The following is a 16609-nucleotide window of genomic DNA, read 5'->3' on the forward strand; positions in this document are numbered from 1 at the left end:
GTGCGGGACCTCGGGAAATTCGGCCCTTCCCGGCCGGGAGGGTCCTTGCTCCCGGCCGGGAGGGTCTTGAGGTGGGTGGGGCCCGAGGGGACAGGCGGGATGACCCCAGCCCCGCCCCTTCACCTAAACCGCTGGCCGCGGGGCTGGGGTTCTGGTTGCGGTTACTGCCGGGGGCGCTGCCCCCGGACCCCCGCTCCTCAAACGCCGGAGGGGCTGGAGTTTCCAGAAGGGCTGGATGTGCCGGAAGGGCTAAGCGTGTCGGAGAGGCTGGAGTCGCCCGTGCCCGGGCCGATCTGGATTTCGAAGTCGCCGTCGTACTTCTCGTGGCCTTCGACGACGGCCGCCCCGACCGCCTCAACCCCCAGTTCGCCGCGCACGATCAGCGGGTCGCGCCGCAGGTCGCGCATCAGGGCCCAGCACATTCCGACCATGACCACGGCGAAGGGAGCCGCGACCAGGATGGTCAGGTTCTGGAGGCCCTTCAGGGCGTCTCCGCCGCCGTCGCCGATCAGGAGCATGATCGCCGCGACCGCGCCCGTCACCACGCCCCAGAAGACGACGACCGGTTTGGTCGGTTCGAAGGAGCCCTGCTGGGAAAGCGTGCCCATCACGATGGAGGCCGCGTCGGCGCCCGAGACGAAGAAGATGCCGACGAGGATCATGACGAGGATGCTGGTGGCGGTGGCGATGGGAAATTCGTGGAGGAGGCCGAAGAGCTGGCCCTCGGGGGTCGCTTCGTCGGGCAGGTTGCCCGCGGCCTTCATCTTCATCGCCGTACCGCCGAAGACCGCGAACCAGATCAGGCTGACGGTGCTGGGGACCAGGATGACGCCGCCGACGAACTGGCGGATGGTGCGGCCCCGGCTGATGCGGGCGATGAACATGCCGACGAAGGGCGTCCAGGAGATCCACCACGCCCAGTAGAAGACAGTCCAGCTGCCCAGCCACGTCGCGACGTCCTTGCCGCCGGTGGCTTCTGTACGGCCGATCAGCTGCGGGAGGTCGCCGAGGTAGGCGCCGATGGAGGTCGGCAGGAGGTCGAGGACGATGACCGTGGGGCCCGCGACGAAGACGAAGACCACCAGGAGCAGGGCCAGCACCATGTTGGTGTTGGACAGCCACTGGATGCCCTTCTCGACGCCCGAGACGGCCGAGGCGACGAAGGCGACGGTGAGGACGGCGATGATGGAGATGAGGAGGCCGGTGCCCGCCTTCTCCATCCAGCCGAGCTCCTTCATTCCGCTGGCGATCTGGAGCGCGCCCAGGCCGAGCGATGCCGCCGAGCCGAAGAGGGTCGCGAAGATGGCGAGGATGTCGATGAAGCGGCCGACGCCTCCGTTGGCGTGCTTCTCCCCGATGAGCGGGGTGAAGACCGCGCTGATGGTCTGGCGGCGGCGACGGCGGAAGGTGCTGTACGCGATGGCCAGGCCGACCACCGCGTAGATCGCCCACGGGTGCAGGGTCCAGTGGAAGAGGGTGGTGGCCATGGCGGTCTGCATGGCTTCCGCCGCGTTGGCGGGATGCGTGCCGGGGGGCGGGGAGGAGAAGTGGCCCAGTGGTTCGCTGACGCCGTAGAACATCAGGCCGATGCCCATGCCCGCGCTGAACATCATCGCGACCCACGAGATGGTCTTGAACTCGGGCTTCTCGCCCTCGTCGCCGAGCGTGATCTTGCCGTAGCGGCTCACCGCGAGCCACAGGGCGAAGACGACGAAGGCGGACGCGGCCAGTATGAACGCCCAGCCGCCGTTGTGGATGAGGCCGTTGAGGAGCGTGCTGGAGGCGTCTTCCAGGGACTTGGTGGCGATGGCCCCCCAGAGCACGAACCCGAGCGTGAGCGCGGCGGTGACGCCGAACACGATCCGGTCGGTCCGTGGCCTGTGGGTGGCGTGCGGGCTGCCGGGCAGATCCGCCATGAGTGGCGAAGCTGCCCGGCCGTCGCCCGACGGCTGGTCGTCGTGGGACACGTGGTCACCTTTCGGGTGGGGAGATTCCCTGCCGCTACCCGTACCAGAGGTGACGCGCGTCACAGCCAGCTAGCAGTGCGTGTCGGATTTTCCCTTCGTGAGGGGGTATGTCGCCCTGGAGTCGAGGAGGAGGGGGATCAGGGCACGCTGGGACTGCCGCAGGGGAACGTGGGCGCCGCTCGCCGTGGACTTGAACGCGACGCCGTGCAGGGCCAGTTCGTCCCGTACGTCCGCGATCTGATCCTTCGTCAGCACGTAGCGGCAGGGCGGGTCGGCCAGGATTTCGGACGGCTCGGCGGGGTCGTTGTCCGCTCCGCCGAGGTAGACCGGGCCCCGGTCGGCGAAACCGGCCAGACGGGCGTGCGTGGTGGCCAGCGCGAGGGGCACGCGGCGCTCGGCGGCGTACCGGAGAGCGCCGTCGAGGGAGGTGAGGTGGGAGGCGACGCGGCGGCGTTGGTTGAGGGCCTCGTCCTTCTGTTCGGCTTCGGTCAGGGCGTCGACGCGGCTCTCGATGAGCAGGCCCGCGGAGTGCTTGATGCCGGAGGCGTTGCGCAGGATGCGCTCCTGGCCGTCGCCCGCCACCTGCTGGGTGGGCTCGCCGGTGACCGGGTCGGTCCAGATGCCGTACGTACCGGTGGTGAAGCCGGAGGCGTGGGCGGTGGGGCGGACGTAGCGGTCGGAGAGCTTCTGCGACTCGGCGTGGAGGTGCGGGTCGGTGTTGAGGTTGCGCGGCCAGAGGTCGAAGAGGTCCTTGTCGTAGACCTTCGGGGTGGAGCCGTATTCGTGCAGGTCGTAGACCAGGTCGGGCTTGCGGTCGCGCAGTACGGCGGCCATGGCGCGGCCCTCGGCGGTGGCGAGTGCGATGTGGTCGCGGTTGATGTCGACGCCGTCGGAGTTGCCCCGGGTGTTCGCGGCGCGGCCGTCCGGGTTGGCGGTCGGCACGACCAGGACGGTGGTGCCGCGCAGGAAGTCCCGGGTCTTGCGGTCGGTGGCGTACGCCAGGTCGCGGACCCGGCTGAGACACGCCTCCCGTCCGGCGGGCTCGTTGCCGTGCTGGCTACAGATGAGAAGCACGGTGGAGGTGGTGCGGGGGCGTTCCGCGATGCGGACGAGCTGGACGGGGCGGCCTTCTTTGGTGGTGCCGATGGTGGTGAGGGTGGTGCGGGCGCTGGCCCCGTCGACGGCCCGCAGGAAGTCCTGCTCCTCGGGCTGGGTGGTCCAGCGGGCACCGTTGGAGGATTCGAATCCGGTACGGGGAGGAGCGGTGCGGCCGGTGTCCGCGCCGTGCGCGGGGGCGGACAGCAGGGGGACGGCGAGGGCCGCCGTGCCCAGCAGGGTGCCGAGGACGCGTACCTTCATCGGGTCTCCCCCGGGAGTCGGGACAGGTTCTGCGGTACGGGGACGGAGTCGCGCGCGCCCGGCGAGAGCGGGGCGGCCTGACTGTTGCCGGAGGTGGCGCGGGCGAAGGCCCGTTCACCGCCGACGACGGGCAGCCTCGCCGACGTGCCGGAGAGCGAGATGTCGACCGTGGGGCGGCTGTCCGGGGCTTCGACGAGGCCCGCGTCCGTGCCGCCGACGATCAGGGCGAGCCGGTGGCCGGCCGGGACCACGTGGTCGGACGCGGCGAGGTCGATGGTGATCTCGTACGTCGTGCCGGGGGTGAGCGGACGGGCCTTTCCGTCGCCCCGGTAGTGGGCGAGGCTCGCCCAGCCCCGGCTGAAGACGGTGTGGTCGACGGCCTTGGTGTTGGCCCGGGTGTCCTTGAAGCAGGCGCTGTCGGCGGCGGTGCTCGCGCCCCAGCAGCTGCGGGTGGTGAGGGTGGTGATGCCCTCGCCCCGTGCCGCGTAGTCGCGGATGGTGTCGGGGCCGAGGTCGACGAGGACCGCGCTGAGGTTGGCGCTGGCGGTGGAGGGGGTCACCTTGAGGGTGACCTTTCCGGTGCCGGACAGGCGCAGGTCGCGGGAGAGCGGCTTGGTGGCGAAGCCCGCCTTCTCCGGGGTGCCGGTGTCGATCTTCGCGGCCCAGGTGTCCTCGTCGAGGGCCGGATTGTCGGTGAAGGTCTCCTTGGCGCCGGGCTCGGCGGGCTTGAGGGAGAGGGTGCCGACGCCGGGTGAACTGCCGTTGTCCGGGCGGACCTTGGTGGACTCGGTGGAGCGCGGCGGCCAGACCTTGTCGGTGGACCACTGGTCGGGGGCGCGCTCGATGTCGGCCATGGGTTCGCGGTCGACGCCGTTGTCGTAGCCCATGAGCTCGTGGTCGAACCAGCGGTGGAGCGTCCGCACCCACTCGGCACGCCGGAAGTCGAACGGGTCGACGTGACCGGTCTGCGACAGCCACACCTTGCGGTCGACGCCCTGCTTCGCGAGGGCGTTCCACCAGGTGCCGAAGTTGCGCATGCGGACGTTGAGGTCCTGCTGGCCGTGCACGGCGAAGACGCTGGCCTTCACCTTGCGGGCGTCGGGCACGAAGTCGCGGTCGGCCCACATCGCGGTGACGTCGCCGTTGAGGGGCGCGTTGTCGGACAGGTACTTCTTCGTCGGGGCGCAGCGCTGGGCGTACTCGGCGTTCTCGATGCCCGCCGCGAGGTCCTCGGGTCCGCCGTCGTAGAGGTCGGCGCCCTGCTGGAAGTAGTAGTCGTACCAGGAGGAGATCGCGCCGATCGGCACGATGGTCTTGAGGCCCTCGACGCCGGTGGCGGCGGTGCCGTTGGCGATGGTGCCGTCCCAGCTCTTGCCGATCATGCCGGTGTCGCCGTTGGACCAGGAGGCGCGGGTGCGGTCGTTTCCGGTACGGGTGGTGTAGCCGGTGCCGCGCCCGTTCAGCCAGTCGATCACGGCCTTGGCGGAGGCGATCTCGGAGCGGCCGCCGATGTCGACGCAGCCGTCGGAGCGGCTCGTACCGGTGAAGTCGACGGCGACGTAGCCGTAGCCGCGCGGCACGAAGTAGTTGTCGTAGAAGAGGGGGAGCTGGAGCGGCTTGCCGTTGGCGTCGTACGTCTTCTTCTGGCTCTCGTTGCCGCGTCCGCAGCACCGGTAGTACGGGCTGGCGTCCATGATGACGGGGATGCGGCGGCCGGAGCGGTCGAGTTCGCGGGGCCGGACGATGTCGACGGCCACCCGGTCGGTCCTGCCGTCCTTGTCGCCGTCGATGCGGGTGTCGACCCAGACGGACTCGCGGACGGCGTTGTCGTACGCATAGACGGGTCTGCTCTCGGTGGGTCTCGCCGCGGCCTCCGTGGGGGGCGACGGTGCGTCCGCGCCCTGCGCGGAGCCCGCCGGGGCCAGCAGGACGGCCGTCATCGCGGCCACGGTCAGAGGAACGAGGGAGCGGCGTCTCGGGCGCCCGGCCCGCGCTGGTATCGGCATGGCCGGACGGTAACGCGGTCAACTCCCGCGCAAAAGAGGGCAGTACAGAGACGGTAAAAGGCTGTGGCGGCAAATGGGGTGCGGGTGGTCATGTCGGCCGTATGGCAATCGTGTGACAGCAGCAACCATGGACATGACTGGTGGCCAAGGGGCTGAATAGAGTGCCAACACGTCGCACCCCCTGACCACTTGGAGCACTCGTGCACCGCAGATACCTCGCCCCGGGCGTTCTCGCCGCGGCCACCATGCTGCTGGCGATCCCGGCATCGGCCGCTTCCTTCTCCCCCGGCGCCCCGGGCATCGGCGACCCGTACTACCCGGCCAGCGGCAACGGCGGGTACGACGTGTCGCACTACGACCTGCGGCTGAAGTACCAGCCCACGACGGACCTCCTTGAGGGCACGGCGACGCTGAACGCGACCGCCAAGCAAGACCTGTCGCGGTTCAACCTGGACCTGGGGCTCGCGGTCAGCGAGGTGCGGGTGAACGGGAAGCTCGCGAAGTTCGCCAAGGAGGGCGAGCAGGAGCTGGTCATCACCCCGGCCGCGCCGCTCCAGAAGGGCACCTTCCTCTCGATCGTCGTCAAGTACGCGGGCAAGCCCTCCGAGGTGAAGATCGGCGGGTACACCGCCTGGGCCCGCACCCCGGACGGCGGCGTCGCCGCGCAGGAGCCGGACTCGGCCGCCTGGTGGTTCCCGAGCAACGACCACCCGCTCGACAAGGCCACGTACGACGTGTCGGTCTCCGTCCCGGACGGCCACCAGGCCATCTCCAACGGCGTCCTCCAGTCGAAGAGCTCGAAGCTCGGCTGGACCCGCTTCGCCTGGCGCTCCAACAAGCCGCAGGCCAGCTACCTGACCACGCTCGCCGTCGGCAAGTTCGACATCACCACCGACAAGACGTCGTCCGGGCTGCCGGTCCTCAACGCGTACAGCAAGGACCTCGGCGACAACGACGGTGCGGCGCGCGCGAGCATCGAGCGTTCGACCGAGGTCACGGAGTGGCTGGAGGGGATCTACGGCCCCTACCCCTTCAACGCGATCGGCGGTTACGTACCCAACGTGACCAGCGGTTTCGCGCTGGAGACACAGACCCGTCCGTTCTACAGCCCGCGCCAGTTCGCCAACGGCGCGAACGTCTCGGTGGTCGTGCACGAGCTGGCCCACCAGTGGTACGGCGACAGCGTCTCGGTGCACCACTGGAAGGACATCTGGGTCAACGAGGGCTTCGCCCGCTACAGCCAGTGGCTGTGGTCGGAGAAGGAGGGCGAGGGCACGGCGCAGGAGCTGGCCGACTACCTCTACTCCACGCGTCCGGCCGAGGACCCGTTCTGGCAGGTCAAGCCGGGTGACCCGGGCGCGGACAAGCAGTTCGACATCGCTGTCTACGACCGGGGGGCGCTGGCCCTCCAGGCGCTGCGCAACGAGGTCGGTGACGACGCGTTCTTCCAGATCCTCAAGGGCTGGCCGACCCAGTTCAAGTACGGCAACGCCAAGGTCTCCGACTTCGTGAAGTACGCGGAGAAGATCTCCAAGAAGCCCCTCGCGGAGCTCTTCGACACCTGGCTGTACCAGCCGGAGAAGCCCGCCGCTCCGGCCGCGGCCGAGTCGAAGGTCGCGCGCGGCCTCGCCGCCTCCCCGGCGGCCAAGCCGGTGCCGCCGAAGTCGTGGAAGAAGATCGCCGAGACGAACACGATCCACGACCACTGATCGTCCGGCCTTCGGACCGGCAGCCGTGTCCGCTTGACCGGTCGTCCGCGCCGTCGCCCGCTGTCGTACGTACGTCGTGCGTCAGTGGGCGGCGGCGCGGTGCTGCGCCCTGGCCCTGCGCGCCATCGGCAGATACCGCAGCCGTTCCGGCAGCAGGGGTACGAGGACGCGCACGGCCCTGCTGAAGCGGCGCAGCCTGCGCTCCTGTGCGGGTGACCACGCGAGCCCCAGCGCCTCGCGCGCGTCGGGCGGCAGGTAGCCGACCGTCACGAAGGAGCGGAAGGCGGCGAGCGGCGGCAGCAGTACGGGCCACAGGGTGCGCAGCAGCAGGCGCACCGGCAGCGGGCCCCGGTCCGGCGGCGGCACCTTCTGACCCGGGTCGGTCAACTCCCGTACGACAGACGTACGTTCGATCTCCTCGGCGAGCATCTTGCGGTAGTAGGGCCAGAATTCCTCGACGGTCTGCGGCATGTCCCGGTCGTGGATGCCGAGGACGCGGCCGACCTGGAGCCACTCCGCGTACAGCTGCCGCTCCTGGGTTTCGGTGAGCGGGCGGTGGAGGAGGCGCAGGGCGTGCTGGTAGCAGGGGAAGCCCGTGGCGTGCACCCAGGCGTAGTAGGCGGGGGTCAGCGCGTGGTACTTCCGGCCGTGCGCGTCCGTGCCCGTGATCGCCTTGTGCAGGGTGCGCAGCCTGCGGCCCTCTTCGGCGGCGGCCTCTCCCCCGTACACCCAGAGCATCACCGACCGCAGCGAGCGTTCGCCGCGTCCCCACGGGTCGGTGCGGAAGACGGAGTGCTCGTCAACGCCGGCACCGATCGCCGGGTGGGCGACCTGCATGGTCAGGGCGGCGGGCAGCATCAGGAGGGCGCGGACGTCGCCCGCGACGGACCACAGGATGCCGCCGGGCGGGGGCGGGGAGGGGGCCGTGTGCGGTCCGGCCGTGCGGCCGGTGGCGGGTGGGCCGGGTTCGGTCCGCATGGGGCGGCTCCCTCGCGGTCGGGGGCGGGTGGGGCCCCGGGGCTGTTCGTGTCGGGTTTGTCCGTGATCCAGTATGCGACGGGCGGGGCGGCACGGACCGAGGGGGGCGGCGAAGCGGGGACCGGTGACCGGTGCCCCGCTTCCACCCGAGGGCCGTACGGGTGCAGGCTGTCACGAGACGGGCACGGTCCGTCCGTCCACCGCCACCACTCCCGAGGAGTTCTGATGCCCTCCCAGACCCCGGCGAACACCGGCAAGACCTTCGAGTCCCTCTCCCCCGTGGACGGTTCGGTCCTCGGTACGCATCCGGTGCACGGCCCCGGCGAGGTACGGGACGCGGTGCTGGGCTCCCGGGCGGCGGCGCGGCGCTGGGCCTTCGCCGGGTGGGACGGGCGACGGGCGGCACTGCTGGCCTGGAAGCGTTCGCTGGCCCGGCGGATGGACGAGGTGGCCGAGGTGGTGTCGGCGGAGACCGGGAAGCCGGTGCACGACGCGCGGGCCGAGGTCCTGCTCGCGCTGGTCCACGTGGACTGGGCGGCACGCAACGCGCGCCGGGTGCTCGGGCGGCGGCGGGTGCCGTCGGGGGCCGGGGCGTTCCATCAGCGGGCACTGCTGGCGTACAAGCCGGTGGGCGTGGTGGGGGTGATCGGCCCGTGGAACTACCCGGTGTTCACGCCGATGGGGTCGATCGGGTACGCCCTCGCGGCGGGCAACGGGATCGTCTTCAAGCCGTCCGAACTGACGCCGGGGGTCGGCGAGTTGCTCGCCTCGTCGTTCGCGGAGGCCGTGCCCGCCGAATTCGGCGGCCTGTTCTCGGTGGTGACCGGGTTCGGCGACACGGGGGCGGCGCTCGCGGAGGCGGCGGGGATCGACAAGGTGGCCTTCACCGGGTCGCCCGGCACCGCGCGGAAGGTCGCCGAGGCGTGTGCGCGGACGCTGACGCCGCTGCTCGCGGAGTGCGGGGGCAAGGACGCGGTACTGGTGGGCGCGGACGCGGATCTGGAGGCGGCGGCGAACGCGATCGTCTGGGGCGCGATGGCGAACGCGGGCCAGACCTGTGCGGGCGTCGAGCGGGTGTACGCGGTCGCGTCGGTGCACGGGGAACTGGTGGAGCGGATCGTCCGCAAGGCGCGGGAGCTGACACCGGGTCAGGAGTACGGACCGATGACGCGTCCGGCCCAACTGGCGGTGGTGGAGCGGCACATGAAGGAGGCGCTGGCCGGTGGCGCGCACGCCCCGCTGGGCGGCCCCGAGTCGCTGCGTGCGCCGTTCGTGCACCCGGTGGTGCTGGTGGGGGTGGCCGAGGACGCGGCGGCGATGCGGGAGGAGACGTTCGGGCCGATGGTGGCGGTGAACGCGGTGCGGGACCTGGACGAGGCGGTGGAGCGGACGAACGCGTCGGCGTACTCACTCGGGGCGAGCGTGTTCACCGGCTCGCGGAAGGAGGGGCTGGCGGTGGCGGAGCGGCTGCGCGCGGGCGCGGTGTCGGTGGGCTCCGTGCTCGGGTTCGCTTCGGTGCCGTCGCTGCCGTTCGGCGGGGCGGGGGAATCGGGGTACGGGCGCGTCCACGGCGCGGAGGGGCTGCGGGCCTTCGCCTCGGCGCGGTCGATCACCGTGCGGCGGCGGATCGGGGGCGGGGCGGACCTGACGTCGTTCGCGACGTCGCGGGAGGCGGCGGAGCGGGTGGTGGAACTGGGACGAAAGCTGCATGCGTGGCGGTAAGGGTGTGTGAGAACCCTGATGGTGGGGGTGACGAGGTGTGGGGGTTGCACGTTGTCTACCGGGAAGTAACTCCGGCTGGTTTTATGTGCGGCACCAGTGCGTAACGCACCTCTCGCCCCACACCTTTCACGGGAGAACTCTGTGCCGATTTCCTCGCGTTCGTCGCATCCGTCGCGTTCCGCCCGGCGGCGCGTGCTGACCGCTGCCGCGACTGCGGTGGCTGCGGCGGCCACGCTGGCGACCGCCGTTCCGGGTGCCATGGCGGCTCCGGTCGCCCCCGGCGCCTCGGCCGATACGCCGAAGCTCAGCGTGCTCTCGTACAACGCCTTCATCTTCAGCAAGAGCCTGTACCCCAACTGGGGCCAGGACTTCCGCGCGAAGGCGATTCCGGCGGCGCCCTTCTTCCAGGGGCACGACGTGGTCGTCCTCCAGGAGGCGTTCGACAACTCCGCTTCCGACGCGCTGGGGCGCAACGCGGCGGCCCAGTACCCGTACCAGAGCCCGGTCGTCGGGCGGAGCAAGAGCGGCTGGGACGCCACCGGGGGTGCGTACTCGGCGACGTCCGGGGAGGACGGCGGGGTGACCGTCTACAGCAAGTGGCCGATCGTGCGGAAGGAGCAGTTCGTCTACAAGCAGGCGTGCGGGAGCGACTGGTTCTCGAACAAGGGCTTCGCGTACGTCGTCCTCGACGTGAACGGCGTGAAGGTGCACGTGGTCGGCACGCACCTCCAGTCGACGGACCCGGGCTGCAAGGCGGGCGAGGCGGCGGCGAAGCGGAGTGCCCAGCTGAAGGAGCTCGACGCCTTCCTGGACGCGAAGAAGATTCCGGCTTCGGAGCAGGTGCTGGTGGCGGGCGACCTGAATGTCGACTCGCACAGCGCGGAGTACGCGTCGATGCTGGCGGACGGAGGGCTCGACGGGGCCGCCTCCCGTACCGGGCACACGTACTCCTTCGACACGGACGACAACTCGATCGCGGCGGAGCGGTACCCCAACGACCCGCGCGAGGACCTGGACTACGTCCTGGCACGGACGGGGCACGTGCGTCCCGACGGGTGGAACAACGACGTGATCAAGGAGCAGAGCGCACCGTGGACGGTGTCGAGCTGGGGGAAGTCGTACACCTACACGAACCTGAGTGATCACTATCCGGTGGTGGGCTCCGCGCGCTGACGGCCCGTCACCGGGTACGAGTCCTTCAAGGGGCGCGCAGGAACGTGGTGTTGAGGTGGGCCGTGGCGAGCAGCGCACGGCCCGCCCGTGCTTCTCGGAGCAGTTGCTCACGACTGTGCCGGGCCGCATCGGCGTCCTTCTCGAACCGGTACGCGACGGCGGGGTCGACGAGCTGTACCGCGTGCACGAGTACGTCGCCCGTGACCATGATCCGGCGGTCGCCGCCCGCTCCGCCGTCGACCAGGACGGACTGGTGGCCGGGGGTGTGTCCGGGCGTGGGCAGCAGGGTGATCGCACCCGAGCGGCCCTTTCCCGGCCTGAACAGCCTTGTCCTGCCGTCCACTTCGTGAAGCTGCCCGGTGCGGCGCAGTGGCGCGAGGACGTAGCGGTGCGCGGTGTCCGTCTCCGGGACGGCCTCGGTCTCGGCACGCTGGAGGACGTAGCGGGCCTCCGGGAACATCGGTTCGCCCGCAGGTGAGACCGACCAGCCGTAGTGGTCCTCGTGCAGGTGGGTGAGGACCACGGTGTCCACGTCGCGCCGCCGGATTCCGGCCTCGGCCAGCACCTGCGGCAGGTGGCCGGGGACGGGCGCCCAGGGGGCGGCGGGAGAGTCGGCCGGGCCCACTCCCGTGTCGACGAGCGTGACCCGGCCGCCGGGCCTGCGGACCGCGTAGCAGCGGAAGTCCAGTTCCCAGGTGTCGGCGGGCCCGAAGGCGCGCGGATCGATGCGTTTCGCGCGGGCCCAGTCGTCGGCGGTGGCACCCGTGAAGTGGTCGGTCCGCCTGCCGGGGAACGGGCCGTGCACGTCGAGCAGGGCCAGGACCTCGAAGGGGCCCGCGCGGTGACGGACGATGCGGCCGGTCGCGGCGGTTCCGGCCGCTGCGGCGGCGCCGGCCGGGGCCGCGTCCGCCCAGAGGGCCGCTGCCGAGAACGCGGTCGCGGCGGCTGTGCGCAGGACGGTACGACGGGCGGGGCCTTCGCCGGACGGGCCGCCGTGGTCTTCGGCGGACGGGCCGCCGTGCGGGGCGCGTGCGCTGGGTGGACTGTGTCGGGTCATGGCGTCATGCTGTCGCCTGGCCCTCGGGCGCGGCTTGCACATTCTTGCGCGGTTGGCGGCGGGCCCCTGCGGGAGGAGCGGACCATGCCGGTGGAGCGCCGGACTCATCTGGACGGGGAAGGGCTGCACCTCGCGGGAGTGCGGTGCGAGGATCCCGGCTGCGGCTGGACCGCGCCCAGGGCCTCGGAGGTGTTCGGGCTGGTGCTGGTGCGGCGCGGGGTGTTCCGCAGCCGGGTCGACGGGGCGGAGCGGCTGATCGACCCGGCGAGCGTGTTCGTGGAACGGGCGGGCAGGGAACAGCAGTTCGCGCATCCGTACGGGTCCGACGCGTACACCGAGATCGTGGTCGACGAGCCGTCCCTCGCGGCGCTCCTCGGCGGCGACCCCCGGGTCCCGGAGGGCCTGGCCTACTGCACGCCGGACGTGTCGTTCGCCCACCGCGTGCTGCTCGGCCGGGCGGCAGCGGGAGCGGATCACTTCGAACTGGCCGACCTCTGCACGGATCTGACGGTACGGATCCTGGCGCAGCTCGCTCCCGAGCGGTTGGCGTCCGGCCGCCCCCGCCGCACGGCCGCCGCGCGCACGGCCCTGGTGGACGCGGCGCGCGGGGCCCTCGCCCAGGACCTCGGGATCGGGCTGACGGCACTCGGCCGGGAGGTGGGCTGCTCCCCACACCATCTGAGCCGGATCTTCCGGGCGGGCACCGGCGTGCCGCTGGCCCGGTACCGCAACCGGCTGCGGGTGGAGCGGGTGCTGGAGAGGCTCGCCCAGGGGGAGACGGATCTGGGTGGGCTGGCGGTGGAGTCGGGGTTCAGCGACCAGTCGCACATGACGCGGGTGGTGCGGGAGGCGGCGGGGGTCCCGCCGGGAAGGATCCGGGGGTTGCTGAAGGGCGCGTGAAGGAGCTTCGCGCGCACCGGGCCCGCAGGGGTTTCGCCGGACCTGCTGCTGCCGGTGGCCGCGTGTCCGATCGCTGCGTGGGCGGGGGGAGGTGCCCCTATCGCGCTCGCGCGAAGGAGCGGCGGTAGGACCTCGGTGGAACGCCCCTCCGCCGGACGAACTGCTCCCTCAGCACCGCCGCGCTCCCGTACCCGACCCGTCGGGCCACCTCCTCCACCGCCAGGTCCGTCGTCTCCAGGAGTTCCTCCGCCGCCGTCAGCCGCACGTTGACCAGCCACGCGTGCGGCGTGGTACCCGTCGCAACGACGAACCGTCGTGCGAAGGACCGTCGGCTCATCAGCGCCCGCCCCGCCAAGTCCCCGACGGACAGCGGCTCGTGGAGGTTCTGCCGCGCCCACTCCAGCACCTCGGCGAGCCGGTCGTCCCGGCACTCCTCCGCGACGGGAGCCGCCAGGTACTGGGCCTGCCCGCCCTCCCGGTGCGACGGCAGCACCAGGTCCCGGGCCAGCGCGTTGGCCACCGCCGCGCCGTGTTCACGCCGTACGAGATGCAGGCACAGGTCGAACCCCGCCGCCGCACCCGCCCCGGTGACGACCGCCCCCTCGTCGACGTACAGGTCCTCGGCCTGCACCCGGACCTCGGGATGGCGTCCCGCCAGCAGTGCGGCGAACCGCCAGTGCGTGGTGGCCCTGCGCCCGTCCAGCAGCCCCGCCGCAGCCAGCGTGAACGCCCCCACGCAGTGCGCCGCCACCAGCGCGCCCCGCCGATGGGCCGCCGCGAACGCGTCGAGTACGGCCTCCGGCGGCGGCGTCCTGAAGTCCGCCCACGGCAGCGCGAGCACCAGATCGGCGGAGTCCATCCGCTCCAGCCCCTCGCCCACGGTCAGCGGAACCCCGAGATCGGTGCGCACCTCCCCCGGCCGTTCCGTGCACAGGGCGAAGTCGAACGCGGGCAGCCCCGGCCGAGGGTCGAAGACCTCCGCGACCACCCCCACGGCGAGCATGCCGACGCCGGGCGGGGCGTACGCGGCGACGCGGAGGAAGGGCTCTTGAGATGCCATGACCGCAGTCTGGCACGATTCCCGCGATCAGTGGCAGGAAGGCCACTCGTAGCCCCTGACCTCACGCGGAATGCTTAGGGCCATGACGACAACGACCGAAGCGCCCCTCGCCCGCACCGCCTCCTACACCGTTCTGCACACCGGTTACACCCTCTCCACCGGCCCCGGCGTCGCCGCCACCGTCTCGTACGTCACCGACGGCGACCGGCACGTGATCTTCGACCCGGGCATGGTCCCCGACCGGGACAGCATCCTGGGCCCCCTCGCCGCGCTCGGCCTCACCGCCGACGACATCACGGACGTGGTCCTCAGCCACCACCACCCGGACAACACCCTCAACGTGGGCCTGTTCGGCAGCGCCCGCATCCACGACCACAAGGCGGTCTACGACGGCGACCAGTGGACGGACCGCGACGCCGAGGGGCACGCGCTCACCCCCTCGCTCCGTCTGCTCCACACTCCGGGCCACAGCGCGGAGGACGTGACCCTCCTGGCCGGAACGGAATCCGGTGTGGTGGCGTTCGCGGGCGACCTGTGGTGGCGGCCCAACGGCCCGGTCGTCGACCCGGTCGCCCCCGACCAGGAACTCCTGCGGCAGTCACGGCTGCGCGTGCTGGACCTGGCGGACGTGATCGTGCCGGGCCACGGAGCGCCGTTCCCGGCGGACGAGAACGCCCCGCTCTAGACACTCCCTCCGGACACCCCGCTCCGGACACCCCGCCGACGTGAGGGGGGCGGCACACCCCGGCGGGCCGCCACCCCACCCCTCACCCGTACAGAGCTTCGATCTCGTCCCCGTACTTCTCCCGGATCGCCCTGCGCCTCAGCTTCAGCGACGGGGTCAACTCCCCCGTCTCCGGGCCCCATTCACCGGCCAGCACCCGGTACCGCTTGACCTGCTCGGTGCGGTTCAGGCGCACGTTCGCCGCCTCGACCGCCCGTGCGACCTCCTCCCGTACGACCGGATGGTCCGCGGTGACGGGGCCCTCGACGCCCTGCCGGGCCGCCCAGGCCGGGAGGACCTCCGCGTCCAGTACCAGCAGCGCCACCACGTACGACTTCCCGTCGCCGTGCACCAGGGCCTGGCCGATCAGGGGGTGTTCCTTGAGGGTGTTCTCGACGAGGGCCGGGGAGACGTTCTTGCCCGTCGAGGTGACGATCATTTCCTTCTTGCGGTCGGTCAGCCAGAGGAAGCCGTCCTCGTCGACGCGCCCGATGTCGCCGGTCGCGAACCAGCCGTCCGCGTCCAGCGCCTCCTCGATCGTCCCGTCCGCCCGGAGGTAGCCCCGGAAGACCGTCTCCCCCCGCACCAGGATCTCGCCGTCCTCGGCGACCTTGACCTCCAGGCCGTCGAGCGGGCGGCCCACCGACCCCAGCCGGAACCCCCGCGTCGGGCTGTTGGCCGTGCACACGCCGACCGTCTCCGTCAGGCCCCACGCATCCATGATCGCGATGCCCAACCCGGCCCAGAACCGGGTCACTTCGGGCGGCATCGGCGCGGAAGCACTCGCCGTCCAGACCAGCCGGTCGAAGCCCGCGAGGGCGAGCAGCGGCTCCAGGCCCTTCTTCGCCGCCCGGTGCGCGCTGTCCACTTCCGGCGACGGCAGCTCGCCGCGCTCGCGGGTCGCGATGTAGGCACGGGTCGCCTCCCCCATCCGCTCGATCGCCGCCCGCTGTTCCTCGGGCAGCCCGGCCAGCGCGGCCCGTACGCCCGCCGCCATCTTCTCCCAGACCCTCGGTACGCCGAAGAACTGCGCGGGGTGCAACTCCCCCACGGTGGGGGCGACTTGGGCGATGTCCGCGCACAGGTGGACGTGCGAGGCGCGGAAGACCGAGAGGTAGATGCCGAGCATGCGCTCCGCGATGTGCGCGAAGGGGAGGTAGCAGATGTGCTCGACGTGGTCGGGGAGGTCGACGGCCTTGTCGAGGGAGAGCGCGTTGCTCACCACCATGCGGTGGGTGATCGGCACGGCCTTGGGGTCGCCCGTGGTGCCGGAGGTGTAGACGACGGTGAGGACGTCGTCGGCGCGGCTCTCCCGCCAGGTCTTCTCGAAGGCGTCCGGCTGGTGGAGGCGACCTCCGGACGCGTGCAGTGAGCCGTACGTACGGTGCGGTCCCGCAGTGGCCGCATCGACCACGACGAGCTTCTCCAGACCGTTCGACGTCTCCGCCAACAGTGGTTCCCAGCGCGGCAGTTCGGCCGTGCCCTCGACGATCGCGAAGCGGGCGCGGCTGTGCCGCACGATGTGCGCGACCTGCTCGGCGGCGGCCGTCCCGTACACCGAGACCGGGATCGCGCCGAGGTGGGTGAGCGCGAGGTCGCTGAGCCAGTGCTCGGGGCGGTTGCCCATCATCATGAGCACCTGCTCGCCGCGCCGCACGCCCAAGGCCGCGTACCCGGCGGCCAGGACCGCGGTCTTGCGCCGTACCTCCCGCCAGGTGAGCGTGGCCCAGCCGTCGTCCTGTCGCCAGGAGAGGGCGGGCAGTTCCCCGTGGTCCTCGGCATTGCGCAGGAGCAGGGCGGGAAGGGTGAGGCGTGAGGGCTCTCCGGGGATTCGCAGGATCGTGGTCATGACCGCCTCCTGGGCGCCATCGACTGAACGTGCCGGATCAAACGTGCCGGATCAACGGGACGGGCCGGATCAACGGGCGGAACGCTTTCACAGCGCTGGTGTAAC

The 16609-nt window shown here is 71.5% G+C and carries 12 protein-coding genes; 5 read left to right on the plus strand and 7 right to left on the minus strand.

What is annotated here, in order from left to right:
* Positions 1-197 precede the first annotated feature (197 nt).
* The 3 genes from OG897_RS15720 to OG897_RS15730 form a co-directional block, all read right to left on the minus strand.
* The gene (locus tag OG897_RS15720; RefSeq protein ID WP_266657259.1) at positions 198-1967 is read right to left on the minus strand and encodes a BCCT family transporter; all 1770 of its coding nucleotides are present in this window, start codon (positions 1965-1967) and stop codon (positions 198-200) included.
* A 69-nt stretch (positions 1968-2036) separates the two neighbouring features.
* Positions 2037-3326: a M14 family metallocarboxypeptidase gene (locus OG897_RS15725; RefSeq protein WP_266657261.1), complete on the minus strand. Its 1290-nt coding sequence runs from the start codon at positions 3324-3326 to the stop codon at positions 2037-2039.
* Positions 3323-5332 (minus strand): Xaa-Pro dipeptidyl-peptidase, encoded by a 2010-nt coding sequence (locus OG897_RS15730; RefSeq protein ID WP_266657263.1) that lies wholly within the window; start codon positions 5330-5332, stop codon positions 3323-3325. Before OG897_RS15730 ends, OG897_RS15725 begins: the two co-directional genes overlap by 4 nt.
* A 200-nt stretch (positions 5333-5532) precedes the next feature.
* Here OG897_RS15730 and OG897_RS15735 point away from each other — a divergent pair, with 200 nt between their 5' ends.
* Positions 5533-7041 carry a M1 family metallopeptidase gene (locus tag OG897_RS15735; RefSeq protein ID WP_266657265.1) on the plus strand — a complete coding sequence of 503 codons (1509 nt, stop codon included), beginning with the start codon at positions 5533-5535 and terminating at the stop codon, positions 7039-7041.
* Positions 7042-7122: 81 nt separating this feature from the next.
* On the opposite strand, the gene OG897_RS15740 is transcribed toward OG897_RS15735, so the two are convergent.
* Positions 7123-8019 carry an oxygenase MpaB family protein gene (locus OG897_RS15740; RefSeq protein WP_266657267.1) on the minus strand — a complete coding sequence of 299 codons (897 nt, stop codon included), beginning with the start codon at positions 8017-8019 and terminating at the stop codon, positions 7123-7125.
* 225 nt (positions 8020-8244) lie between these two features.
* Between OG897_RS15740 and OG897_RS15745 the strand changes: the two genes are divergently transcribed.
* Together OG897_RS15745 and sph are read left to right on the plus strand one after the other, a co-directional pair.
* Positions 8245-9741: an aldehyde dehydrogenase family protein gene (locus OG897_RS15745; RefSeq protein ID WP_266657269.1), complete on the plus strand. Its 1497-nt coding sequence runs from the start codon at positions 8245-8247 to the stop codon at positions 9739-9741.
* Positions 9742-9975: 234 nt separating this feature from the next.
* Complete coding sequence (sph, locus tag OG897_RS15750; RefSeq protein WP_266660202.1) at positions 9976-10914, plus strand: sphingomyelin phosphodiesterase; 939 nt, start codon at positions 9976-9978, stop codon at positions 10912-10914.
* Between the two features lie 25 nt (positions 10915-10939).
* Here sph and OG897_RS15755 read toward each other — a convergent pair whose 3' ends face one another.
* Positions 10940-11971, minus strand: a complete 1032-nt coding sequence (locus tag OG897_RS15755) for an MBL fold metallo-hydrolase (RefSeq protein ID WP_266657271.1) — start codon at positions 11969-11971, stop codon at positions 10940-10942.
* Positions 11972-12055: 84 nt separating this feature from the next.
* Here OG897_RS15755 and OG897_RS15760 point away from each other — a divergent pair, with 84 nt between their 5' ends.
* A complete protein-coding gene (locus tag OG897_RS15760; protein WP_266657273.1) occupies positions 12056-12871 on the plus strand; it encodes an AraC family transcriptional regulator in 816 nt (271 codons plus the stop codon).
* 97 nt (positions 12872-12968) lie between these two features.
* On the opposite strand, the gene OG897_RS15765 is transcribed toward OG897_RS15760, so the two are convergent.
* Positions 12969-13931: a GlxA family transcriptional regulator gene (locus OG897_RS15765; protein WP_266657275.1), complete on the minus strand. Its 963-nt coding sequence runs from the start codon at positions 13929-13931 to the stop codon at positions 12969-12971.
* 82 nt (positions 13932-14013) lie between these two features.
* Between OG897_RS15765 and OG897_RS15770 the strand changes: the two genes are divergently transcribed.
* Positions 14014-14616 (plus strand): MBL fold metallo-hydrolase, encoded by a 603-nt coding sequence (locus OG897_RS15770; protein ID WP_266657277.1) that lies wholly within the window; start codon positions 14014-14016, stop codon positions 14614-14616.
* 82 nt (positions 14617-14698) lie between these two features.
* Here OG897_RS15770 and OG897_RS15775 read toward each other — a convergent pair whose 3' ends face one another.
* Positions 14699-16504 (minus strand): long-chain fatty acid--CoA ligase, encoded by a 1806-nt coding sequence (locus OG897_RS15775; RefSeq protein WP_266657279.1) that lies wholly within the window; start codon positions 16502-16504, stop codon positions 14699-14701.
* Between the last annotated feature and the right edge of the window lie 105 nt (positions 16505-16609).

This window comes from Streptomyces sp. NBC_00237 (assembly GCF_026342435.1).
In the GTDB taxonomy this organism is placed as follows: domain Bacteria; phylum Actinomycetota; class Actinomycetes; order Streptomycetales; family Streptomycetaceae; genus Streptomyces.